The organism is Microbacterium sp. cx-55 (assembly GCF_021117345.1).
Lineage (GTDB): Bacteria > Actinomycetota > Actinomycetes > Actinomycetales > Microbacteriaceae > Microbacterium.
In genome coordinates, this window is record NZ_CP088261.1 from 1,322,030 (window position 1) to 1,343,393 (window position 21,364).

Genomic DNA, 21,364 nt, shown 5'->3' on the forward strand with positions numbered 1-21,364 from the left:
GCCGTGCGAGCGCAGCCACGCCTCGAGGGCGAGCAGCCACCGCGACAGCAGCGCCCAGAGCGGCGTGGGACGCGGACGGTCGTCGGGTACCCGCTCGTCCGTCCTGCCCGGTGCGTCCCCGGTCAGTGGCGCGGCTTGCGGTCGCGGTCGCGACGTCCGCCGGGGGCGCCCTGGTCGAGACGCATCTCGATCAGCTTCCCGCCGATGCGCGTGCCGCTCAGCTTGTCGAGCACCGAGCCCGGCATATCGGCCGGCAGCTCGACGAGCGTGAACTCGGGACGGATGTCGATCTGTCCGAAGTCCTCACGGCGCAGGCCGCCCTCGTTCGCGAGTGCGCCGACGATCTGACGCGGCTCCACCTTGTGGCGTCGGCCGACGGCCAGGCGGTACTTCACGAGCGAGGACTGCGACGGGCGGGCACGGCGTTCGGGTCGGTCCTCGCCGCCGCGCGAGTCGCGCTCCGGGCGGTCCGTGCGGTCGCGGTCCACGCGCACCGGACGCTCGTCCGCCGGGTCGAGCAGGAGAGGAGTCTCGCCCTGCGCGACGACGGCGAGCGCTGCCGCCACATCCGCCTCCGGCACGTCGTGGTGCGTCACGTAGTGCGCGATGATGTCGCGGAACCGGTCGATGCGGGCCGTCTGCTCGAGGGCGCCGGAGATCGCTTCGTCGAAGCGCGTGAGGCGCGTGGCGTTGACGTCGTCGACGCTCGGCAGCTGCATCTGGGTCAGCGGCTGGCGTGTCGCCTTCTCGATGGCTGCCAGCATCCGTCGCTCACGCGGAGTGACGAAGCTGATCGCGTCGCCCTGTCGGCCGGCGCGACCCGTGCGGCCGATGCGGTGCACGTAGGACTCGGTGTCGATCGGAAGGTCGAAGTTCACGACGTGGCTGATGCGGTCGACGTCGAGGCCGCGGGCGGCGACATCCGTCGCGACCAGGATGTCGAGTTTGCCCGACTTCAGCTGGTTGACGGTCTTCTCGCGCTGGGCCTGAGCGACGTCACCGCTGATCGCCGATGCGGTGTAACCCCGGGCGCGGAGCTTCTCCGCGAGGGTCTCGGTCTCGTTCTTCGTGCGGACGAACACGATCATGCCCTCGAAGTTCTCGACCTCGAGGATGCGGGTGAGGGCATCGACCTTCTGCGGGTACGACACGTTCAGGTAGCGCTGCGTGATGTTGGCCGACGTCGCGGTCTTGTTCTTGACCGTGATCTCTTCCGGGTCGCGCAGGTACTGCTGCGAGATCCGACGGATCTGGGCGGGCATGGTCGCGGAGAAGAGGGCGACCTGCTTGTCGGCGGGCGTTTCGGCGAGGATCGTCTCGACGTCCTCGGCGAAGCCCATCTTCAGCATCTCGTCGGCCTCGTCGAGCACCATGAACGCGAGCTCGGAGAGATCGAGTGTCTTCTTCTCGAGGTGGTCCATGATGCGACCGGGGGTGCCGACGACGATGTGCACGCCGCGACGCAGAGCCGACAGCTGGGTCCCGTACCCCTGACCGCCGTAGATCGGCAGCACGTGCACGCCGCGGATGTGCGCCGCGTACTTCTCGAACGCCTCGCACACCTGCAGGGCGAGCTCACGGGTGGGGGCCAGCACGAGGGCCTGCGGCTTGCTCTTGGTCGTATCGAGCTGCGACAGGATGGGCAGCGCGAACGCGGCGGTCTTACCGGTACCGGTCTGCGCCATACCGATGACGTCGCGACCCTGGAGGAGCGGGGGGATGGTGGCGGCCTGGATGGCGGAGGGGGTCTCGTAACCCACATCCTTCAACGCCTTCAGCACCGCAGCGTCGAGGCCGAGGTCGGCGAAGGACAGTGTCTCGACGGCGGGCTCGGTCTCGGCGGGAGCGGGGGTCTCAGAAATGCTCATTCTGCAACGGTAGTCCAGGCGAGGGCGGGGTGCGGAGCGGCGCCCCGCGGAGGCCCGCACGGATCGGCGGTGCGGCGCCCGCGGTCATTCGGCGGCGGGCTGCGACGATGCGGCATCTCCCGCGGCGCGCGCCTCGCCGATCGCGGTGGCGATCGCGTCGAGCGCGGCCGCCGCGGCGGCCGCGCCGGCGAGGACTCCGGGGGTGGACGCGCTCAGGAGCTCGACCCAACCGCGCTGGATCCGGAGGAGATCGGCATCCGCCTGCGGCGTCGGGTGGAACCCCACCCCGCGCTGGCCCTCGGCCGGTTCGCCGCGGGTGAGGAGTCCGCGGGCCTCCAACCCGTGTGCGCTCGCGCTCACGTAGCTGCGCTGGAGTCCGGTCGCGGCGGCGATGCGGGTGGCGGTGACGCCGGGTTCGCGATGCGCTTCGCGGATCACCGTGATCTCGGTGTTCGTGAGCGCTTCCAGGTCTCGGGCGGCAGGGCCGCGCCGCTCGAGCTGGTGAGCGAGTGCGAGCACCGCGTCCGCCAAAGCGATCAGTCCGAGTTCGTCCGGTGCATCGTTGCCATCCATGCTCCCACCTTAGTGTAAGATTTCATACACACAAGGGAGTCGCCGTCGGTCGAGGACGCGGTGACTCGTGCAGTCGTTCCTGCCACTTTCGGTCCTTGCGCACACGCGCACCTCGCGAGAACCGGACTGGACTCTCGTCGCGCGTGCCCCCCACGACGAGAGAGTGACTTCACGATGTCCGCACCCCGCCCGCCCGCCCGCGTCTTCCGCGGCAACCCGATCGCGACTCTGGTCGCGGTCTGTTTCGGCCTCTTCATGGTCGGCCTCGACGCCACCGTCGTCTCGATCGCCAACCCCGCGATCGCGGCCGACCTCGGTACGTCCTTCACCGAGCTGCAGTGGATCACGAACGTGTATCTGCTCGGGCTCGCCGTCTTCCTCATCCTCGGCGGCAAGATCGGCGACCGATTCGGTCGTCGCCGGATGTACCTCATCGGCGTCGCCGCGTTCGCGATCACGTCGGTCGCGATCGGGCTGATCGGCTCGGTGGAAGGCGTCATCTTCTTCCGCGCCCTGCAGGGCGCCAGCGCGGCGCTTCTGATGCCGCAGACGCTGTCGCTGCTGCGCTCGACGTTCCCGCGAGAGAAGTTCGGCATGGCCGTGGGCATCTGGGGCGGCGTCTCGTCCGTCGCCATCGCGGCCGGACCGATCGTCGGCGGCGCTCTCGTGCAGGTTCTCGGCTGGCAGTCGATCTTCTACATCAACGCGCCGATCGCCGTGATCGGCATCGTCTTCGCCGCGTTCGCGCTCGCGGAGTCCACCGCTGAGCGTCAAGAGGGCCGCTTCGACGTGCTCGGGGTGGTCCTGCTCGCGCTCGGCCTCGCGGCGCTCGTGATCGCAATCGTGCAGGGCGAAGCCTGGGGCTGGGGGAGTGCGTCGACCATCGGCGCCTTCGCTCTGGCCGTGGTGTTCCTCGTCGTCTTCGTGATCGTCGAAGCCCGCGTCCGCAATCCGCTGCTGCCGCTCGGACTGTTCCGTTCCCCGCGCTTCTCGGTCGGCGGACTCGCGATCGGCACGAACTTCTTCGCGCTCCTGGGCGTCACGTTCTTCCTCACGCTCTACCTGATGAACCTGCGTGGGATCGACGGTCTGGTCGCGGGCGTCATGCTGCTCCCGCTGTCCGGAGTCTCCATCGTCGCCTCGCCGATCGGCGCGATCGTCGTGAGCCGGATCGGCGCGCGCTGGACCATGATCATCGGGCTCGTGGCCATCGCCGCCTCGTTCTTCGCGCTCATGACGACCACGGTCGATTCGCCGTACCTCGCCATGGCGGCGGCGTTCGTGGTGCTCTCGTTCGGTGTCGGTTTCACGATGACTGCGGGCGCGGATTCCATCGTCGGCAGCGCCCCCGTGCAGTACGCCGGCGTCGCGGGCGGCTTCCAGTCCACGATGCTGCAGCTCGGCGGGGCTCTCGGCACCGCGGTGTTCTCCGCGATCGTGTCCGCGAGCGTCGCGGGGTCCGCGCTGGACCTCACCGAGACCGAGCGCGGTTCCCTCGCGCAGGGCATCCTCCCCGAGGGAACCACCGGTGCCGACACGATCGTCGCGCAGGCGGCGTTCCTCGACGGCTTCCACACGGCACTGCTGACCGGCGCGATCGTCGCGCTCGTCGTGGCGGTGCTGGCGGCGGTCCTCATCCGGGATCAGCGGCGCCCCGCGGTCGAGGTCGTGCTCGAGGAGACCGTGGAAGGCCTCGCGGCCCACGCATGATCGACGCGCGGTCGCGGGCGCATCGCGCGCTCGCGGCCGTCGCGCGATCGATCCGCTCCCACCGACCGGGAGCCCGAATTCTCGCACCGAGCCCGCGCTCGTACGCTGGGGAAGTGACGGATGCGGTGCGACGGGTGTGGACGGGGCTCGTCGCCGTCGGCCCTCGCGCGGGGGATCATCGCGTCGCTCTTCGCGCCGCGGTGAGCGTCGCCGTTCCGCTCCTGGTGGTGTGGGCGATGGGGCGACTCGACCTCAGCGTGTACGCGAGCTTCGGGGCCTTCGCGGCCCTGTACGGCCGCCACGACACGTATGCCGACCGCATCCGGATGCAGGCGGCCGCGGCCGCGGTACTGCTCGGTGCGATGCTCCTCGGCACGTCGCTCGTCGTGGTCGGCGCTCCCCTCGCGGTCCGGGTGATCGTGGTGTCGGTGATCGCCGCGGGCGTGACTCTCATCGCCTACGCGGGACGCTGGCATCCGCCGGGCGCCTTGTTCGCCGTGTTCGCGGCGGGCACGACCGCGTCGCTGCCGGCCCAGCCCGGAACCCTCGCGACGGTGCTCGTGGTGGGCGGTGCGAGTGCCGCCTTCGGGATCGGGCTGACCGCGTCGCTGGCGCTGATCCGGCGGGGTGCTCGCCCTTCGGCGGCGCCGGTGCGCCGAGAACGCCGTCCCCTCGGCAACCTCGCCGGCGAGATGGCGCTCACGGTCGGAGTGGGTGCCCTGCTCGCGGGGTTGGCGGGTCTGCTCCTCGTCGGCACGCACTGGTACTGGGCCATGGTCGGCGCCGTCGCGGCGCTCGGCGGCGCGCACGTCACCGCGCGGATCGTGCGCGGCGTGCAGCGACTGGCCGGCACGCTCGTCGGCGTCCTCGTCGCCGCAGCGATCCTGGGGCTGCACCTGCCGCCCGTCCTCACGATCCTCGTGGCGGTCGTGCTGCAGGCGGGTGCGGAGATGTTCGTCGGACGAAACTACGGGATCGCGATGGTCTTCATCACGCCCCTCGCGCTCCTCATGGTCGAGCTCGCCGCGCCGACCGATCCGACGGTGCTGGTGCGCGACCGTCTCCTCGACACACTGATCGGCGTCACGATCGGCACACTCGTCTCGGCCGCATCCGCCACTCTGCGACGCACCCGCTCGCCCGGTCTAGGCTGAGCCGGTCACCGTCTCGACCACAGGAGTTCGCATGCAGACCCGCCCGCTCGGCGCTACCGGCCGCACCGTCTCGGCCATCGGACTCGGAACCTGGCAGTTGGGGGCCGACTGGGGAGCGGTCGACGACGCCGAAGCGCGGGCGGTGCTCACCGCATCCGCCGACGCGGGAGTCACCCTGTTCGACACCGCGGATGTCTACGGCGACGGTCGGAGCGAGCAGACGATCGGCCGGTTCCTCGGGGATCGGCCCGGACACGGCATCACGGTGGCGACCAAGATGGGGCGCCGTCTCGACCAGGAGCCCGAGAACTACACCCCGGAGAACTTCCGCGCCTGGACCGACCGCTCCCGCCGCAACCTCGGCGTCGACACGCTCGACCTCGTGCAGCTGCACTGCCCGCCGACCGCGGTCATCGAGTCCGCGGCCACCTACGATGCGCTCGACGATCTCGTCGCGGGCGGGGCGATCGCATCCTACGGCGTCTCGGTCGAGACCACGGCGCAGGCGCTCGCGGCGATCGCGCGCCCGAACGTCACCAACGTGCAGATCATCCTGAACCCGTTCCGGCTGAAGCCCCTCGACGAGGTTCTGCCGGCGGCCGCGGATGCGGGCGTGTCGATCTTCGCCCGCGTTCCGCTCGCATCGGGGCTGCTGTCGGGCCGCTACACGGCAGCGACGACGTTCAGCGCCGACGATCACCGTTCGTACAACCGGCACGGCGAGGCGTTCGACCGGGGCGAGACCTTCTCGGGAGTCGACTTCGAGGCGGGCCTCGCCGCGGTCGCCGAGCTCTCGGCCGCGCTGCCGGAGGATGTCTCGCTGCCCGCCGCGACGCTCGCGTGGATCGCGGCGCTGCCCGGCGTCACGAGCGTGATTCCCGGAGCCCGTAACACTCGTCAGGCGACGGCGAACGCGGATGCGGCGGCGCTCCTCGACGGCGGCTTCGAACTCGACGCCTTCGACGCGGTCGTGCGCGACGTCTACGACCGGCGCCTGCGCGCAGACATCCACCCGCACTGGTAACGCCCGCCGCAGACGCCACCCGCGTTGCGCGTCGCGCGCCCGGGAGCGACCATGGAACCATGCCCCCCGCATCCGCCCGCCGTCGCTGGCTCCCGCTCGCCATCGCAGCGGCGACCCTCGCCGCTGCCGCCCTCGTGCTGGTGCTCGTGATGGGCATGGATCGCACACCCGTGACTCCCGCGGCGGCGCCCGCGAGCCCGGTGGCGACGCCCACCGCGACTCCGACTCCGACGCCGAGTGAGACCGGCGCACCGGTCGACGCGACGAGCTACGACGTCTCCGGGCTCCCCGCGGCCGAGGTGTACTCCGTGATCCCGGCGCTGCCGGTCGACGCGGATCCGGGGGCCGCCCTGCCTGGTCTGCTCGCCACCCCGGCGAGCGCCGCTATTCCGGTCTTCGCCGCTCCCGGCGAGGCCCCCGTCGCCCAGCTTCCGCAGGCGCAGACCTACGGCGGAACCACGGTTCCGGTCGTCGAGCGCCAGACGAACTGGGTGCGCGTTCTGGTGTCGGGACGGCAGGGAACGCCTCCCGGGGGAAACCCGGCGCAGCTGTCGGGGTGGCTGCGCGCCAGCGACGTGACCCTCACCGAAGACGCCACGCGCGTGGACGTCAGCCTCTCGGCCCGCACGGTCTCGATCGTCACCCCGGCCGGGACGGAGACGATCGCGACGGACTTCGGATGGGGAGCGGCGGCGACGCCGACCCCGCTCGGGCGCACCTTCATCATGCACACCGCGGTCGTGCCGTCCTTCGGGTACACCCGTGGTCACCCGCTCGTGTACCTCGGGGTGCAGTCGCCGACGCTCGCGGGCTTCTCCGGCGCATCCGTCGCCGTGACCGCGTTCCACTACCACGACGCTCATTCGGGGGCGATCTCGAACGGGTGCCTGCGGCTGGATGCCGCGGCGATCGATCGACTGGCACAGCTGCCGCTCGGTACTCCGGTCGTCGTCACCGGCTGAGCGGCCTGCCTCTACACTGAGCCACAGCGCCGCGTCGGACGACGGCGAGGCCACAGCGCCGCGTCGGACGACGGCGAGCGCGCCGATCGGACGAGGGGAGCGCGCCGTATGATCCGCATTCCGCGACCGGTTACCCGGCACGGTCTCGTCGCCCTCGGCATGCTGCTCTCGGTCGTCACCGGACTCATCGGGGGGCTCGTGCCGAATTCCACGGATGCCAACGAGCGCGGCTGGTTGCACACCTCCGGCGCCGACATCGTGCGCGCGGACGGCACTCCCGTGACGATCAAGGCGATCTCCTGGTTCGGTCTCGAGACCTCGAACTGCGCACCCCATGGCCTCTGGACGATCCCGCTCGACGAGGGGATGCACCAGATCGCGTCGCTCGGTTTCACCACCGTGCGCCTGCCGTTCTCGAACGAATGCCTCGCCGCGAAGGCGAGCAGCTCGATCGACCGAACGACGAACCCGCAGCTCGCGGATCTCGCGCCCCTCGATCTGCTCGACGCTGTGATCGCGAGCGCCCGTACGGCCGGGCTCTCGGTAATCCTCGACCGCCACCGCCCCGACTCGGGTGGGCAGTCCGAGCTCTGGTACACCGCGCAGTACAGCGCGGAGCGGTGGATCGCCGACTGGCGGATGCTGGCGGCCCGCTACCGCGACGACTCCACAGTGATCGGTGTCGACCTGCACAACGAACCGCACGGTGCGGCGTGCTGGTCGTGCGGCGACCCGGCCACCGATTGGCACGCGGCGGCCACGCGGGCAGGCAACGCGGTGCTCGAGGTGAACCCGAACCTGCTCGTGATCGTCGAGGGTGTCGAACGCCAGCCCGACGGCACGTCGACGTGGTGGGGCGGGGGTCTGGCGGGCGTCGCCGACGCGCCCGTGGAGCTCGCGGTACTCGACCGGGTCGTCTACTCGCCGCACGACTATCCGGCGTCGGTGTACGCGCAGTCCTGGTTCTCGGCCGCCGACTATCCCGCGAACCTCGAGGCTGTCTGGGAGCGGAACTGGGGTTACATCGCCTCGCGCGGCATCGCGCCGGTCCTGCTCGGCGAGTTCGGCACCACCTATCGCAGCGAGAGCGACCGGCAGTGGTTGCAGGCCCTGGTGGGGTACCTGCAGCGCACCGGCATCAGCTTCGCCTACTGGTCGTTCAACCCGAACAGCGGCGACACGGGCGGGATCGTCGCCGACGACTGGCGCACTCCGCAGCAGGAGAAACTCGCCGCGCTCCGTCCCCTCCTCGGGCCGCCGGCCGCGCCATCCGTTCCCGTCCCTGTTCCGACGCTCCCGGTGCCGTCGTCGCCCGTCACCCCCGCTCCGCCCGTGACACCCGCGCCGACGACGACACCCGCTCCGCCCGCCGCCCCGGCGCCGCCGACGACCCCCGCGGGGTCGAAGCTCGCGGCGGAGTGGGTCCTGCAGAGCGCGTGGGGCGAGGGGTACGTCGCCGAGGTGGTGCTCACCGCATCCGGTCCGGTGCGATCGTGGTCCGTCTCCTGGGATTCCCCGGGTGCGGCGGCGGTGACGAACAGCTGGGGGATGGACTGCACGGTGCAGGCGGAACGCGTCACCTGCACGGGTGGGGCGTGGGCGGGTTCGCTCGCGGCGGGGCAGTCGGTACGGGTGGGGCTTCAGGTCGCCTCGTCCGCCGCTCCGACGGCGCCGACCCTGACGGTGCGCGCCTCGTAGCCCGTCGTCTTCGCTCCCGCATCCCCAGGGTCGATCACCGTCCGCCGCGGAGAGTGGCAGGGTCCTACTCTGGGCGCATGCACTTCGTCTTCGATGCGGAGCTCTATCGCTGGGCTGCCCGAGCGGATTCGTCCTGGTACTTCGTCGCGGTGCCGCGGGAGTTCTCGGACGAGATCCGGCAGATCCCGCGCGTACCGCGAGGGTTCGGCGCGGTGCGGGTCGAGGCCGAGGTCGCGGGACTCACCTGGCGCACGTCGATCTTTCCCGGAGAGGCGGATGGCGCGTACTCGCTCCCGATCGAGCGAGCGGTTCGCGAGCGCGCGGCGGCGGGTGAAGGGGACGCGATCCGGGTCGCCCTGATCGTTCTCGTCGGCTGATCGATCATGAGGGGGGAGCAGATGCTGGCAGACGGGGCAGTGGCGGTGGCGTACGCGGTGTTCGCCGTGCAGAGCGTCGTACTCGCGATCATCGACCTCCGCACCCACCGGTTGCCGAACCGGATCGTGCTGCTGGGCTACCCGGTCGCCATCGTCCTGTTCGGCATCGCCGCACTCCTTCGGCCGGATCTGTGGGCGCTCGGGCGTGCGCTGCTCGCGGGCGCGATCCTCTTCGCGTTCTATCTGCTGCTCCGGATGCTGCAGCGCGGCGGCATGGGCGGCGGCGACGTGAAGCTCGCCGGGGTGATCGGCATCATGCTGGGCTTCGCCGGGTGGGACGCCGTCGTCATCGGACTGTTCGCGGGATTCCTCGGCGGGGGTCTCTACAGTGCGGTACTGCTCGCCCGTCGACGCGCCAATCGGCGCACCGCCGTTCCCTTCGGGCCGTGGATGCTGCTCGGCGCGTGGGTGGGCATCGCGGCGCATCTCGCGGGAGTCTGACGGGGCGGCGCTGTCAAGGCGCGGGCCGCGCGCTCCGACGCTCACTAATCTGGGCGTATGTCGGCATCGGAATCTGCCCCCACGTCTCCCGGTCTCCTCCCGCGGGCGACGTCCTGGGCGTTGCAGCGCACGCTCGTCCGCGGCTTCCTGCTCTACGCCGAACATCGCGGTGCGCAGCTGGCCGACAGCATCACCTATCGCACCCTGTTCAGCGTGTTCGCGGCCGTGCTGCTGGTGTTCTCGGCCGCCGCCGTGTGGCTGTCGGGCAATCCCGACGCGTGGGACGCCCTGATCGCCACGGTCAACTCCGCCATCCCGGGACTCGTCGGCGACGGCAAGGGTGCCGTGATCGACGCATCCGAGATCAAGGCGCCCGAGGGCTTCACGATCGCCGGGGTGATCTCGCTCGTGGCGCTCGTCGGCGCGGCGATCGGCGCCGTCGGGTCGCTGCGCAACTCGCTCCGCATCCTGGCCGACAAGGTCGGCGCCGACGCCTTCTTCGTCTTCGTCCTCCTCCGCAACCTGCTGCTCGCCATCGCGATCGGCGGACTTCTGCTCGTTTCGGCGATCGCCACGTTCCTGACGTCCGCCTCCATCGGCACGGTCACCGGGTGGCTGGGCCTTCCGCAGGATTCGGTTCCGGTCCTGGTGCTCACCTACCTGGTGTCCGTCGTCATCGTCTTCCTGCTCGACACGGTCGTCATCGTGCTGATGTTCGTCGCGCTGTCGGGGGTGCGGCCGCCCGCCCGCGCGCTCTGGAGCGGCGCTGCCCTGGGCGGTTTCGGTCTGCTCGTCCTCCAGCAGCTCTCGGGTCTTTTCGTCGGTGGGGCGTCGTCGAACCCGCTGCTCGCGACGTTCGCGACGCTCATCGCGCTGCTGCTGTGGATCAACCTCTCCGCCCAGGTCATCCTGATCTCGAGCGCCGTGATCATCACGATGACCCGGGAGCACGAGGATCGCGTTCGCGCGCGTTTTGGAGCGGCGACGTTCCTTCAGCGCCGTGTGCAGCGCGCGGAGGACGCCGTGGCGGCCGCCGTCGCCGAACTCGAGGACGCGCGGGTCGCCGAGGAGAAGGAACGCGCGGCTCAGCGCGCGTAGCGTGCGACGAACGTCTGCAGGAGGCGGGCGGGTTCGGTGACGGGGGATACGCGCACCGCGTCGAGGGTGGAATCCAGCTCTCCGTCGGCGAAATAGCCGTAGTCCGCGTAGGCGCGGATGCGGGTCGAGATCCCGTCCACGTCGAGCTCCGGATGGAACTGCGTCGCGTACACGTTCGTGCGGGCGCGGAACGCCTGCACCGGGCACCCCGGCGAGCCGGCCAGTCGCACGAGATGGGGCGGCAGCGTGTGGACGGCTTCCTTGTGGCCGACGAACGCGCCGAACGTATCCGGCATCCCGGCGAAGAGCGGATCGGCGCGGCCCTCGTCGGTGAGACTGACCGGCACGATCGAGATCGGCTCCGAGTACGTGCGATCGATCACCGCGCCCTGGTGCGCGCCGAGAGTGCCGACTCCGTAGCAGGCGCCGAGAAAGGGAAAGTCGCGCGCGACGACCTCGTCGAGGAGCGTCGCCATCTCCTGTTCGACCCGGCGTTGCGTCTCGGACTTGCGCGCGGCGGGATCCGAGGCGTTGAACGGTCCGCCGCCGACGATGACCCCCGAGATCGACTCGAGGTCCAGGGCCTGCAGTGGTCCCGCTTCGAGCCGGATGCGGCGCAGCATCCGCTCGTCGAGGCCGGTGTATCGCAGGAACAGCTCGTACTCTTCGTCGGCGGGCACGTCTTCGGCGCGAGTGGCGAGGAGCACGAACGGCAGCACCCGGGAATTGTACGCGCCTCAGACCGGGTGTCGGCGTGGTGGTTAGGCTGAGGGCATGGCTATCGCACGACTTTCCGGAGGCCCGCTCGACGGGCAGATCATTCCCCTCGACGACATCGTGGGCGACGAGTACATCGCGTCCTACGGAGAAGGGCAGATCATCTACCGCCGCGCCGGCGACGACATCAACACGGGTGCGTCCGACGGCCCGACCGAGGCGAGCTTCATCTACGCCGACTCGACCGAGCCGCTGACCGTCACCGCCGCAGAGCTGGACGACGTTCCCGACGCGTGAGCGCTGCGCACGCATCGGATGAACCGACCCGCGCCGTCGAGGTCGAGGAGAAGTTCGACGTCGACGACGCGGCGGTCCTTCCCGACTGGACCGCGCTCGACGACATCGACGCGATAGGTAAGGCGGAGGTGCGCGAGCTCGACGCCCGCTACTTCGACACGGCAGACGTCGCACTTGGCCGAGCCCGGGTCGCGCTCCGGCGCCGGACGGGAGGCCCCGACGAGGGCTGGCACGTCAAGAGCTCAGCCCCCGAGGGGCGGTACGAACTGCACTGGCCGCTCGGTGATACCGACAAGCTCCCGGATGCGGTCGTCGCGGCGGTCGCCCCCTGGGCCCGGCCGCCGTTCACCCCGCTGGCCCGCATCCGGAATCGACGGGTGGCGTACGCGCTCACGGACGCCGCCGGAGGTCTCGTGGCCGAGGTCGTCGACGATCACGTCACCGCGACCGCGGAGCGAACGGGTCAGGTGACCCGCTGGCGGGAGTGGGAGGTCGAACTCGGCCCCGCCGCACCGCGCGACGAGCGCTGGCGCGCGGCGTTCTTCGCCGCCGTCGCGCGGCTCGTCGCCACCGCCGGAGGCCGGCCGGCCGCATCCGACTCCAAGCTGGGTCGGGCGCTCGGCCGCTGATGCTCCGCAGCTGACGCTCCGTCGCTGACGCTCCGCCGCACTCTGGCGCACGCCAGACGAATCGACGAAGGGCTCCTCCCGATCTCTCGGGAGGAGCCCTTCGTCAGTTGTCGCAGGGGTCAGATGTTGATCATGTGCCCGGTGAGACCGTGGAAGGCCTCCTGCAGCGCCTCCGACAGCGTCGGGTGGGTGTGCACGTTGCGCGCGGCCTCGAGGGCGGTGAGGTCCCACTTCTGGGCGAGCGTGAGCTCGGGCAGAAGCTCGGACACATCGGGGCCGATGAGGTGGCCACCGAGGAGTTCGAGGTGCTCCGCGTCGGCGACGAGCTTGACGAAACCGATCGGCTCGCCGAGCCCGTTCGCCTTGCCGTTCGCCGAGAACGGGAACTTCGCGACCTTCACGTCGTAGCCGGCGTCGCGGGCCTGCTGCTCGGTGAGGCCGAAGCTCGCGACCTGCGGGTTGCAGAACGTGGCGCGCGGCATCATCCGGTAGTCGCCGAGCGTCTGCGTCTCGGCCTTGCCGATCGTCTCGGCCGCGACGATGCCCTGCGCTTCGGCCACGTGGGCCAGCTGCAGCTTGGCGGTCACGTCACCGATCGCGTAGATGTGCGGCACGTTCGTGCGCATGTAGTCGTCGATGGCGATCGCGCCGCGTTCGGTCAGCTCGACGCCGGTCTTGTCGAGACCGAAGCCCTCCACGCGCGGGGCGAAGCCGATGGACATGAGCACGCGGTCGGCCTCGATGATCGTCGCGGTGCCATCCTTCGGCGTGTACGTGACGGTGACCTTGTCGCCGCCGTCGACCACGCTCTCGACCTTCGTGGAGGTGAGGATGTCGACGCCGAGCTTCTTGTACTGGCGCTGGATCTCCTTGGAGACCTCGATGTCCTCGTTCGGAAGCGCGCGGTCGAGGAACTCGATGATCGTGACCTTCACGCCGTAGTTCTTCATGATGTACGCGAATTCCATGCCGATCGCACCCGCGCCGACGATGACGAGGTTCTCGGGCAGGTCGCGGTTGAGGATCTGCTCCTCGTACGTCACGACGTTCTTGCTGAGCTCGACGCCCGGCAGCAGCCGAACGGTCGAACCGGTCGAGATGATCGCGTTGTCGAAGGTGACCTGCTCGGTCGAACCGTCGGCCTTCGTGACGGTGATGGTGTGCGCGTCGACGAAGGTGCCGCGGCCGTCGTACTCGTCGACCTTGTTCTTCTTCATCAAGTAGTGGATGCCCTTGACGTGCGTGTCGGCGACCTTGCGGCTGCGATCCCACGCGACGCCGAAGTCGAACGACACATCGCCCGAGATGCCGAACAGATCGGCCTGGGCGTGGAAGGTGTGGGCGAGATCGGCGTTGCGCAGCAGCGCCTTGGAGGGAATGCAGCCCACGTTCAGGCACACACCGCCCCAGTACTTCTCTTCGATGACTGCGGTGGAAAGGCCGAGCTGGGCGCTTCGGACGGCCGCGACGTATCCGCCGGGGCCCGCGCCGAGAATGACGACGTCGTAATGAGGCATGGCTCCAGCCTATCGCTCGCGCGGGACGTCCCGACCGGCCGTGTGCTCGGTCGCGACCTCCTTCTGCTGACGCGCTCGCGCGCCCAACAGCCACACCACGATGCCGATCACGACGACCAGCGCGACCGCGCCGATGATCCACGGGAGCGGGTCGGCGCCGGCCGGATCGGCGGGCACGACGGATGCCGACGGCGAAGGCGCGGGCGTCACGGCGTCGGTCGCCGGCGACGGCGTGGCGGTCGCCGAGGGGGAGGCCACCGGCGTGGACGCGATCGGCGCGGGGGCCGCCGCGACGTCGAAGGTGTACTCGCCGGAGATGGGGTGGCCGTCGCTCGAGACGACGCGCCAGAGAACGGTCATGGTGCCGGTCGCCGATCCGCCGAGCGACTGGGTGACCGTCGTGCCCTCGACGACGGGTGCCGCATCCGTGACCGCGGCGCCGGCCGCATCCGTCACCTGGATCACGGTCGACGATCCGTCGGAGAGCAGCTCCGCGCTGAAGGTGAGGACGAGCTGGGCGGGCAGGACGTCGACCGTGCTCCCGGCCGCCGGATCGGAAGACGAGAGCTCGTCGTGCGCGGAGGCGGGCACAGCGCTCGCCCAGAGCATGCCGAGGGCGAGGACGAGTCCTGCGAGGACAGCGGCGGAAAGGCGACGTGCAGACGAGAAGGTGCCGGATGCGTTCACCCCGCCGAGCCTAATCGTGCGCCCTTCCGGCTCCCTGGGTTGACGTGTTCGATCGGAGCGGATTCACATCGGGGGGGCTGCGTCATCTCGCGTGCCCGGGCATCCGCGGGGCGCTCGGGAGAACGGCGTGCCCGGGAACCGATCGGATGTGGGACGCCCCGCAGCATCCGTTAGGCTGATCGGCGAGGAGGACGACGTGGACGAGCACTACACACACCGACCCGATGACATTCGGCGTCCCGGCGATGCGCCTACGCCGGCCCATGACACGACCCAGACCTTCGGGCACGACTCGGACCTCTCGTTCGTGCCGTTCGGGAGCGAGCTGAGCGACGCCGAGTTGGAGGCCATCGAGGCCCTTCCGACCGCATCCGCGCTGTTCATCGTGCGTTCCGGTCCGACGGCCGGAGCCCGGTACCTGCTGGACACCGACGTGACGACGGTGGGTCGTCACCCCGACGCCGACATCTTCTTCGACGATGTGACTGTTTCTCGCCGCCACTCCGAGATCACCCGGGTGGACGGCGGCTTCGAGATCGTCGACCAGCGTTCCCTGAACGGCACGTACGTCAACGGCGAGCGGGTCGACCGCGCGACGCTGACCAACGGCGCCGAGGTGCGGATCGGCAAGTTCCGCCTGAACTTCTTCGTTTCGCCGGTCGATCTTCCCGCGCCCGCGGGCGCGTGATGGCGGCTGTTTCCGCCCGCGGCCGTCACGAGGCTGCGGGGCTGCTGAGCATCGGTCAGGTGCTCGCCCGCCTCACTCCCGACTTCCCGGCGCTCACCTCGAGCAAGCTCCGCTTCCTCGAGGTCCAGGGGATCGTCACGCCGCGTCGCACCGAGTCGGGGTACCGCAAGTTCACGCCGGCCGACCTCGAGCGTCTGCGCCTGGCGCTCACCCTGCAGCGCGACCATTACCTGCCGCTGAGCGTCATCCGTGACTATCTCGACGACGTGGACGCCGGCCGCAACCCCGCCCCGCCCGCCGAGACGGTCCCGCGCTCGATCGTTCCGGCCGCGCGCCGCTACCGCCGTGATGAGCTTCTCCACACGGCCGGTGCCGGGGCGCAGCTGCTGAACGATGCGCTCAGCACGGGGCTGATCGTCGGCGGCGAAACGTATGACGAACAGGCGCTCGGGATGCTGCGCGCCCTCGTCGCGCTCGACCGCCACGGCATCGAACCGCGGCATCTCCGCCAGCTCAAGCAGAGCGCGGAGCGCGACGTCGCGCTCGTCGAGTCCGCTCTGGCCCCTCTTCGCCGTCGCGTCGACGCGAATTCGCGGGGGAGGGCGGCCGACCTGGCCCCCGAGCTCGCGCGTCGGATCAGCGACGTCCGCGAGGCGCTCATCCGCGCGGCGCTCGACCGACTCGACACCTGATCACCCGACACGCCGAAGGCCGACGACGGATGTCGTTGCTCGCGGCCCCTCGCTCATCTAGCGTGGGAAACACACAGCTTCGGAAGGGAGGCACCCGCATGACCGCAGGTGACCTGCTCGGCGACATCCCGCTCGCCGCGGACCTCCTCTTCACGGACGGTCTTCCCCAGATGGACGACGAAGTCGGCTATCGCGGCGCGGTCGCCGCCCGCGCGGCCGGCATCACCTACCGTCAGCTGGACTACTGGGCTCGTACGGAGCTCGTCGAACCCACGGTTCGCGGTGCAAGCGGTTCCGGTTCGCAGCGCCTGTACGGTTTCCGCGACATCCTCGTGCTGAAGCTCGTGAAGCGACTGCTCGACACCGGGATCTCGCTCCAGCAGATCCGCACGGCCGTCGAACAGCTCCGGGTTGCCGGCATCCGCGACCTTTCCGGCACGACGCTCATGAGCGATGGTGCCTCCGTCTACCTCTGCACCTCGAACGACGAGGTCATCGACCTGGTGAGCCGTGGCCAGGGCGTGTTCGGGATCGCGGTCGGCAAGGTTCTCCGTGAGGTCGAGTCGACGCTCGTCGACTTCGACGCCCAGTCGCCGGACCCGTCCGACGAGCTCGCCGCTCGCCGCGTCCGCCGCACCGCCTGACCCCGGCCGGTCTGACCCGCGCCGCTCGACGCCCTAGCGGCATCTGCGCGCGCGCACTCCAGCACCGCGAGACGGGATCTTCGCGCCGAAACCGTGGGGTAACCCCTACGTCTCGGCGCGAAGATCCCGTCTCGCGGATGGAATCGGCGCGGTTGGCCGGGTCAGGCGGTGGGGGATTCCTCGGGCGACGTGATGCGTCCGGTGCGGATCACCCGGTCGAGCAGCGCGTCGAAGTCAGCGGCGAGCTCCTGAGCGGAGTCTCCCGGCCAGATGTGCAGTGGCTTCGCCGCGCCCTGCGCCTGCTGCAGCGACGTGCGCTCCGGCAGCTGCGGGGAGAGCACGAGCGGACCGAACATGTCGCGCAGTTCCTTGATGCGGAACTGGTGCTCGATCGACTGCGGTCGAACGCGGTTGACCACGATGCCGAGCGGCTGGAGGCGCGGCGAGAGACCCCGGCGGATCTCCTCGATCGCGCGAAGCGCGCGGTCCGCGGCGGCGACGGAGAAGAGCCCCGGCTCCGTGATGACGATCACGCGGTCGCTCGCGGCCCACGCGGTACGCGTGAGGGCGTTCAACGAGGGTGCGCAGTCGATCAGCACGAGGTCGTAGTCGGCCTCGACCGTCGCGAGGGCCTCTTCGAGCTTCCAGACATCGCGGACGCTCGGATGCGGACCGTCGAAGTTGATGGCAGAAGGGCTGCCGATCAGCACGTCGATCGTGCCGGCGTGCACCTTCGTCCAGCCGCTGGAGGTGATGGCCTGTCGGACCACCTTCTCCTTCGGATTCGCGAGGACATCCGCGACGTTCAGGCGACCGGCGACCTGGATGTCCATACCGGTCGACACATCGGATTGCGGGTCGAGATCGACGACGAGCGTACGAACACCCCGGGCGAACGCGGCGGACGCGAGACCCAGTGTGACGGTCGTCTTGCCGACCCCTCCCTTGAGCGAGCTGACGGAAAGGACATGCACGATCCCTAACGTTACCGTCCCCTAGGCTGTGAACACACTCGGCCCTGTGCCCTTGCGGCGCCGATGCCGGTGTGCCACCGCCACAAGACGGATGCGAGGCCCCATGTTCCGGAAGATCCTGGTCGCCAATCGGGGCGAAATCGCGATTCGCGCGTTTCGCGCCGCCTACGAGGTCGGTGCACGAACGGTCGCGGTGTATCCCTACGAGGATCGCTTCTCGCTGCACCGTCTCAAGGCGGATGAGGCGTACCAGATCGGCGAGAAGGGCCATCCGGTGCGGGCGTACCTCGACGTCGACGAGATCATTCGCGTCGCCAAAGACAGCGGCGCCGACGCGATCTATCCGGGCTACGGATTCTTGTCGGAGAACCCCGACCTCGCCGAACGGGCCGCCGCGAACGGTATCGCGTTCATCGGGCCGCCGGCCTCCGTGCTCGAGATGGCCGGCAACAAGGTGACGGCGAAGGAGCACGCGATCGCTGCGGGCGTTCCGGTGCTCCGCTCGACCCCCGCCTCCGACGACATCGAGGAGCTTCTCACGCAGGCTGAGGGGATCGGGTTCCCGATCTTCGCGAAAGCCGTCGCGGGCGGCGGCGGTCGCGGGATGCGGCGCGTCGAGACGGCCGAGGAACTCGCACCGGCGCTGGCGGAGGCGATGCGCGAGGCGGAGAGCGCGTTCGGCGACGCGCGGATGTTCCTCGAGCAAGCCGTGCAGCGTCCGCGCCACATCGAGGTGCAGATCCTCGCCGACACCCAGGGCACGACCGTGCACCTGTTCGAGCGGGACTGTTCGGTGCAGCGCCGCCACCAGAAGGTGATCGAGATCGCCCCCGCGCCGAACCTCGACGAGGACGTGCGCCAGGCGCTCCACCGGCACGCGGTCGCGTTCGCCGAATCCATCGGGTACCAGAACGCCGGCACGGTGGAGTTCCTGCTCGAGACGGCGGGCCCGCGCACCGGCGAGGCCGTCTTCATCGAGATGAATCCCCGCATCCAGGTCGAACACACCGTGACGGAAGAGGTCACCGACGTCGACCTCGTGCAGTCGCAGATGCGGATCGCCGCGGGGCAGAGTCTCGAAGAGCTCGGACTCCTCCAATCGCAGCTTCGGCTGCGCGGTGCCGCTCTCCAGTGCCGCATCACGACCGAGGACCCCACGCAGGGATTCCGGCCCGACACCGGCAAGATCACGACGTACCGTTCGCCGGGTGGCGCGGGTGTCCGCCTGGACGGCGGCACGACGGCGGCCGGATCGCAGATCAGTCCGCACTTCGACTCCATGCTCGCCAAACTCACTTGCCGTGGCCGCGACTTCGAAGCCGCCGTCGCCCGCGCTCGGCGTGCGCTGGCGGAGTTCCGCATCCGCGGCGTCTCCACGAACATCCCCTTCCTGCAGGCCGTCCTCGATGACCCGGCGTTCGTGGCGGGAGACGTCAGCACGGCATTCATCGATGAGCGCCCGCAGCTGCTGCGGGGCCGCGAGTCGAAGGATCGCGGCTCGAAGATCTTGAACTGGCTCGTCGATGTCACCGTCAACAAGCCGAACGGGGAGAACCCGCTGTCGGTCGATCCCCGCTCGAAGCTCCCGGCGATCGATCTCGGTGCGGCTCCGGCGGCCGGTTCGCGTCAGCGGCTGCAGGAGCTTGGACCGGCCGGATTCGCGGCAGACCTCCGCGCGGCCTCGGCCCTCGCCGTCACCGACACGACCTTTCGCGACGCCCACCAGTCGCTGCTCGCAACGCGCGTGCGTACCAAGGACCTGCTGGCGGTCGCGCCGTACGTCGCGCGCCTCACGCCCCAGCTCCTGTCCGTCGAGGCGTGGGGCGGCGCGACCTACGACGTCGCGCTCCGATTCCTCGGGGAGGACCCCTGGGAGCGGCTCGACTCGCTGCGCGGTGCGCTGCCCAACGTCGCGATCCAGATGCTGCTGCGTGGTCGCAACACGGTCGGCTACACCCCGTACCCGACGGCCGTCACCGATGCCTTCGTCCGCGAGGCGGCCGCATCCGGGGTCGACGTCTTCCGCATCTTCGACGCGCTGAACGACGTGTCGCAGATGCGGCCCGCGATCGACGCCGTCCTCGAGACCGGAACAGCGGTCGCCGAAGCGGCGCTCTGCTACACGGGCGACCTCCTCGACCCGGCCGAGTCGCTGTACACGCTCGACTACTACCTGCGGCTTGCCGAGCAGATGGTCGAGGCCGGCGCGCACGTGCTCGCCATCAAGGACATGGCGGGACTCCTGCGGCCCGCGGCCGGTGCGCGGCTGGTCAGCGCGCTGCGTGAACGGTTCGATCAGCCGGTGCACGTCCACACCCACGACACCGCCGGCGGACAACTCGCGACGCTGCTCGCGGTCAGTGCGGCGGGGGCGGATGCGGTCGACGCCGCCGCCGCGCCCATGTCGGGAACCACCAGCCAGCCCTCGCTCTCCGCCCTCGTGGCCGCTCTCGCGCACACCGAGCGCGACACCGGGATCCCGCTTTCGGCCGTCGCCGATCTGGAGCCGTACTGGGAGGCCGTGCGTCACCAGTACCGACCCTTCGAGTCCGGTCTTCCGGGCCCGACCGGCCGGGTCTACCACCACGAGATCCCGGGCGGCCAGCTCTCGAATCTGCGCCAGCAGGCCATCGCGCTCGGGCTCGCCGAGGACTTCGAGCTGATCGAAGACCTGTACGCGGCCGCCGACAAGATCCTCGGACGGGTGCCGAAGGTTACTCCGTCATCGAAGGTCGTCGGCGACCTCGCCCTGCACCTGGCGGCGGTGCGCGCCGACCCGGCGGACTTCGAGCAGAACCCGCAGAACTACGACATTCCCGAGTCGGTCGTCGGCTTCATGGCCGGCGAGCTCGGCGACCTGCCGGGCGGATGGCCCGAGCCCTTCCGCAGCAAGGTGCTGGCGGGGCGCACCGTGCGACCGCCGGTCGCCGACCTCTCCGACGACGACGCGGCGGCGCTCGACGCCGACGCGGCGACCCGACGGAACGCCCTGAACCGGCTGCTGTTCCCCGGTCCGACCCGCACCTTCCACGAGGCGCGCGAGACCTACGGCGACCTCTCTGTGCTCGACACCGACGACTACCTCTACGGACTCACCCCGGGCGTCGAGCACGTCGTCGAGATTGAGCGCGGGGTGCAGCTCTGGTTCGGGCTCGAAGCCATCGGCGCGGCCGACGACAAGGGGATGCGGACCGTCATGACGACGCTCAACGGACAGCTCCGTCCGGTGTTCGTCCGCGACCGCAGCGTGGAGGTCGAAGCACGCCAGGCGGAGAAGGCCGACACCGCGCGGCCGGGCCAGATCGCCGCGCCGTTCTCCGGCGTCGTGACGCTCAAGGTGTCGGTGGGCGACAAGGTGCGTGCGGGCGGCGCCCTCGCGTCGATCGAGGCGATGAAGATGGAGGCCGCGATCACGAGTCCGGTCGAGGGGGTCGTCGAACGGCTCGCGATCGGCGCGACGGCGCAGGTGGAAGCCGGCGACCTTTTGGTCGTCGTCCGGCCCGCGCATTAGCCTGGACCGGGCGCCGGCGAACCGGTGACCCGTAGGGAGTTCC

Annotated in this window: 20 protein-coding genes; 14 read left to right on the forward strand and 6 right to left on the reverse strand. The window is 70.2% G+C overall.

Translation table 11 applies throughout. The features are described from left to right. Positions 1 to 122: 122 nt before the first annotated feature. Together LQ938_RS06105 and LQ938_RS06110 are read right to left on the reverse strand one after the other, a co-directional pair. A complete protein-coding gene (locus tag LQ938_RS06105) occupies positions 123 to 1,868 on the reverse strand; it encodes a DEAD/DEAH box helicase (RefSeq protein ID WP_223721497.1) in 1,746 nt (581 codons plus the stop codon). A gap of 84 nt (positions 1,869 to 1,952) precedes the next feature. Beyond that, positions 1,953 to 2,441, reverse strand: coding sequence for a MarR family transcriptional regulator (locus tag LQ938_RS06110; RefSeq protein WP_223721496.1), 489 nt, complete (start codon positions 2,439 to 2,441; stop codon positions 1,953 to 1,955). Positions 2,442 to 2,615: 174 nt separating this feature from the next. On the opposite strand from LQ938_RS06110, the gene LQ938_RS06115 reads away from it, so the two are divergent. From LQ938_RS06115 to LQ938_RS06150, 8 genes are all read left to right on the forward strand, one after another. Continuing rightward, on the forward strand, positions 2,616 to 4,151 hold the full coding sequence (locus tag LQ938_RS06115; protein ID WP_223721495.1) for an MFS transporter: 1,536 nt from the start codon (positions 2,616 to 2,618) through the stop codon (positions 4,149 to 4,151). Positions 4,152 to 4,264: 113 nt separating this feature from the next. Further along, positions 4,265 to 5,305: an FUSC family protein gene (locus LQ938_RS06120; RefSeq protein WP_223721494.1), complete on the forward strand. Its 1,041-nt coding sequence runs from the start codon at positions 4,265 to 4,267 to the stop codon at positions 5,303 to 5,305. A 31-nt stretch (positions 5,306 to 5,336) separates the two neighbouring features. Continuing rightward, positions 5,337 to 6,329, forward strand: a complete 993-nt coding sequence (locus tag LQ938_RS06125; protein WP_223721493.1) for an aldo/keto reductase — start codon at positions 5,337 to 5,339, stop codon at positions 6,327 to 6,329. 59 nt (positions 6,330 to 6,388) lie between these two features. After that, entirely contained in the window at positions 6,389 to 7,291 is a 903-nt protein-coding gene (locus tag LQ938_RS06130) for a L,D-transpeptidase (protein ID WP_223721492.1), read from the forward strand. A gap of 108 nt (positions 7,292 to 7,399) precedes the next feature. Then, positions 7,400 to 8,989, forward strand: coding sequence for a cellulase family glycosylhydrolase (locus tag LQ938_RS06135; RefSeq protein ID WP_223721491.1), 1,590 nt, complete (start codon positions 7,400 to 7,402; stop codon positions 8,987 to 8,989). A gap of 77 nt (positions 8,990 to 9,066) precedes the next feature. Further along, positions 9,067 to 9,366, forward strand: coding sequence for a DUF1905 domain-containing protein (locus tag LQ938_RS06140; protein ID WP_223721490.1), 300 nt, complete (start codon positions 9,067 to 9,069; stop codon positions 9,364 to 9,366). 21 nt (positions 9,367 to 9,387) lie between these two features. Further along, positions 9,388 to 9,867, forward strand: coding sequence for a prepilin peptidase (locus LQ938_RS06145; protein WP_223721489.1), 480 nt, complete (start codon positions 9,388 to 9,390; stop codon positions 9,865 to 9,867). A gap of 57 nt (positions 9,868 to 9,924) precedes the next feature. Beyond that, positions 9,925 to 10,965: a YihY/virulence factor BrkB family protein gene (locus LQ938_RS06150; RefSeq protein ID WP_223721488.1), complete on the forward strand. Its 1,041-nt coding sequence runs from the start codon at positions 9,925 to 9,927 to the stop codon at positions 10,963 to 10,965. On the opposite strand, the gene LQ938_RS06155 is transcribed toward LQ938_RS06150, so the two are convergent. Next, positions 10,953 to 11,684: a glutamine amidotransferase gene (locus tag LQ938_RS06155; RefSeq protein WP_223721487.1), complete on the reverse strand. Its 732-nt coding sequence runs from the start codon at positions 11,682 to 11,684 to the stop codon at positions 10,953 to 10,955. The two genes, LQ938_RS06150 and LQ938_RS06155, sit on opposite strands and share 13 nt — an antisense overlap. A 55-nt stretch (positions 11,685 to 11,739) precedes the next feature. Between LQ938_RS06155 and LQ938_RS06160 the strand changes: the two genes are divergently transcribed. Then, positions 11,740 to 11,979: a response regulator gene (locus LQ938_RS06160; RefSeq protein WP_223721486.1), complete on the forward strand. Its 240-nt coding sequence runs from the start codon at positions 11,740 to 11,742 to the stop codon at positions 11,977 to 11,979. Beyond that, positions 11,976 to 12,608, forward strand: a complete 633-nt coding sequence (locus LQ938_RS06165) for a CYTH domain-containing protein (RefSeq protein ID WP_223721485.1) — start codon at positions 11,976 to 11,978, stop codon at positions 12,606 to 12,608. The genes LQ938_RS06160 and LQ938_RS06165 overlap by 4 nt, the downstream gene beginning before the upstream one ends. Positions 12,609 to 12,727: 119 nt before the next feature. Here LQ938_RS06165 and lpdA read toward each other — a convergent pair whose 3' ends face one another. Both lpdA and LQ938_RS06175 read right to left on the reverse strand, forming a co-directional pair. Then, complete coding sequence (gene lpdA / locus LQ938_RS06170; RefSeq protein WP_223721484.1) at positions 12,728 to 14,125, reverse strand: dihydrolipoyl dehydrogenase; 1,398 nt, start codon at positions 14,123 to 14,125, stop codon at positions 12,728 to 12,730. A 9-nt stretch (positions 14,126 to 14,134) separates the two neighbouring features. Next, a complete protein-coding gene (locus LQ938_RS06175; RefSeq protein ID WP_223721483.1) occupies positions 14,135 to 14,812 on the reverse strand; it encodes a copper resistance CopC family protein in 678 nt (225 codons plus the stop codon). A 229-nt stretch (positions 14,813 to 15,041) separates the two neighbouring features. Here LQ938_RS06175 and LQ938_RS06180 point away from each other — a divergent pair, with 229 nt between their 5' ends. The 3 genes from LQ938_RS06180 (at position 15,042) to LQ938_RS06190 (ending at position 16,836) form a co-directional block, all read left to right on the forward strand. Next, a complete protein-coding gene (locus LQ938_RS06180) occupies positions 15,042 to 15,500 on the forward strand; it encodes an FHA domain-containing protein (RefSeq protein ID WP_223721641.1) in 459 nt (152 codons plus the stop codon). Continuing rightward, positions 15,500 to 16,192 (forward strand): transcriptional regulator FtsR, encoded by a 693-nt coding sequence (gene ftsR / locus LQ938_RS06185; RefSeq protein ID WP_223721482.1) that lies wholly within the window; start codon positions 15,500 to 15,502, stop codon positions 16,190 to 16,192. The genes LQ938_RS06180 and ftsR overlap by 1 nt, the downstream gene beginning before the upstream one ends. 98 nt (positions 16,193 to 16,290) lie before the next feature. Next, positions 16,291 to 16,836, forward strand: a complete 546-nt coding sequence (locus LQ938_RS06190) for a MerR family transcriptional regulator (RefSeq protein ID WP_269216584.1) — start codon at positions 16,291 to 16,293, stop codon at positions 16,834 to 16,836. 161 nt (positions 16,837 to 16,997) lie between these two features. Here the strand turns inward: LQ938_RS06190 and LQ938_RS06195 are convergent, their stop codons facing one another. Continuing rightward, complete coding sequence (locus LQ938_RS06195) at positions 16,998 to 17,810, reverse strand: ParA family protein (protein ID WP_223721481.1); 813 nt, start codon at positions 17,808 to 17,810, stop codon at positions 16,998 to 17,000. Positions 17,811 to 17,913: 103 nt separating this feature from the next. Here LQ938_RS06195 and LQ938_RS06200 point away from each other — a divergent pair, with 103 nt between their 5' ends. Beyond that, on the forward strand, positions 17,914 to 21,321 hold the full coding sequence (locus LQ938_RS06200; protein ID WP_223721480.1) for a pyruvate carboxylase: 3,408 nt from the start codon (positions 17,914 to 17,916) through the stop codon (positions 21,319 to 21,321). The last annotated feature ends 43 nt before the right edge of the window (positions 21,322 to 21,364 follow it).

What these genes read in the sequence shown, in the direction of transcription:
- LQ938_RS06145 (WP_223721489.1), top strand. Translation starts at nt 9,388, where the DNA reads ATGCTGGCAGACGGGGCAGTGGCGGTGGCGTACGCGGTGTTCGCCGTG.
- LQ938_RS06190 (WP_269216584.1), top strand. Translation starts at nt 16,291, where the DNA reads ATGACCGCAGGTGACCTGCTCGGCGACATCCCGCTCGCCGCGGACCTC.
- lpdA (WP_223721484.1), bottom strand. Translation starts at nt 14,125, where the DNA reads ATGCCTCATTACGACGTCGTCATTCTCGGCGCGGGCCCCGGCGGATAC.
- LQ938_RS06160 (WP_223721486.1), top strand. Translation starts at nt 11,740, where the DNA reads ATGGCTATCGCACGACTTTCCGGAGGCCCGCTCGACGGGCAGATCATT.
- LQ938_RS06125 (WP_223721493.1), top strand. Translation starts at nt 5,337, where the DNA reads ATGCAGACCCGCCCGCTCGGCGCTACCGGCCGCACCGTCTCGGCCATC.
- LQ938_RS06135 (WP_223721491.1), top strand. Translation starts at nt 7,400, where the DNA reads ATGATCCGCATTCCGCGACCGGTTACCCGGCACGGTCTCGTCGCCCTC.
- LQ938_RS06200 (WP_223721480.1), top strand. Translation starts at nt 17,914, where the DNA reads ATGTTCCGGAAGATCCTGGTCGCCAATCGGGGCGAAATCGCGATTCGC.
- LQ938_RS06130 (WP_223721492.1), top strand. Translation starts at nt 6,389, where the DNA reads ATGCCCCCCGCATCCGCCCGCCGTCGCTGGCTCCCGCTCGCCATCGCA.
- LQ938_RS06105 (WP_223721497.1), bottom strand. Translation starts at nt 1,868, where the DNA reads ATGAGCATTTCTGAGACCCCCGCTCCCGCCGAGACCGAGCCCGCCGTC.
- LQ938_RS06115 (WP_223721495.1), top strand. Translation starts at nt 2,616, where the DNA reads ATGTCCGCACCCCGCCCGCCCGCCCGCGTCTTCCGCGGCAACCCGATC.
- LQ938_RS06140 (WP_223721490.1), top strand. Translation starts at nt 9,067, where the DNA reads ATGCACTTCGTCTTCGATGCGGAGCTCTATCGCTGGGCTGCCCGAGCG.
- LQ938_RS06150 (WP_223721488.1), top strand. Translation starts at nt 9,925, where the DNA reads ATGTCGGCATCGGAATCTGCCCCCACGTCTCCCGGTCTCCTCCCGCGG.
- LQ938_RS06110 (WP_223721496.1), bottom strand. Translation starts at nt 2,441, where the DNA reads ATGGATGGCAACGATGCACCGGACGAACTCGGACTGATCGCTTTGGCG.
- ftsR (WP_223721482.1), top strand. Translation starts at nt 15,500, where the DNA reads ATGGCGGCTGTTTCCGCCCGCGGCCGTCACGAGGCTGCGGGGCTGCTG.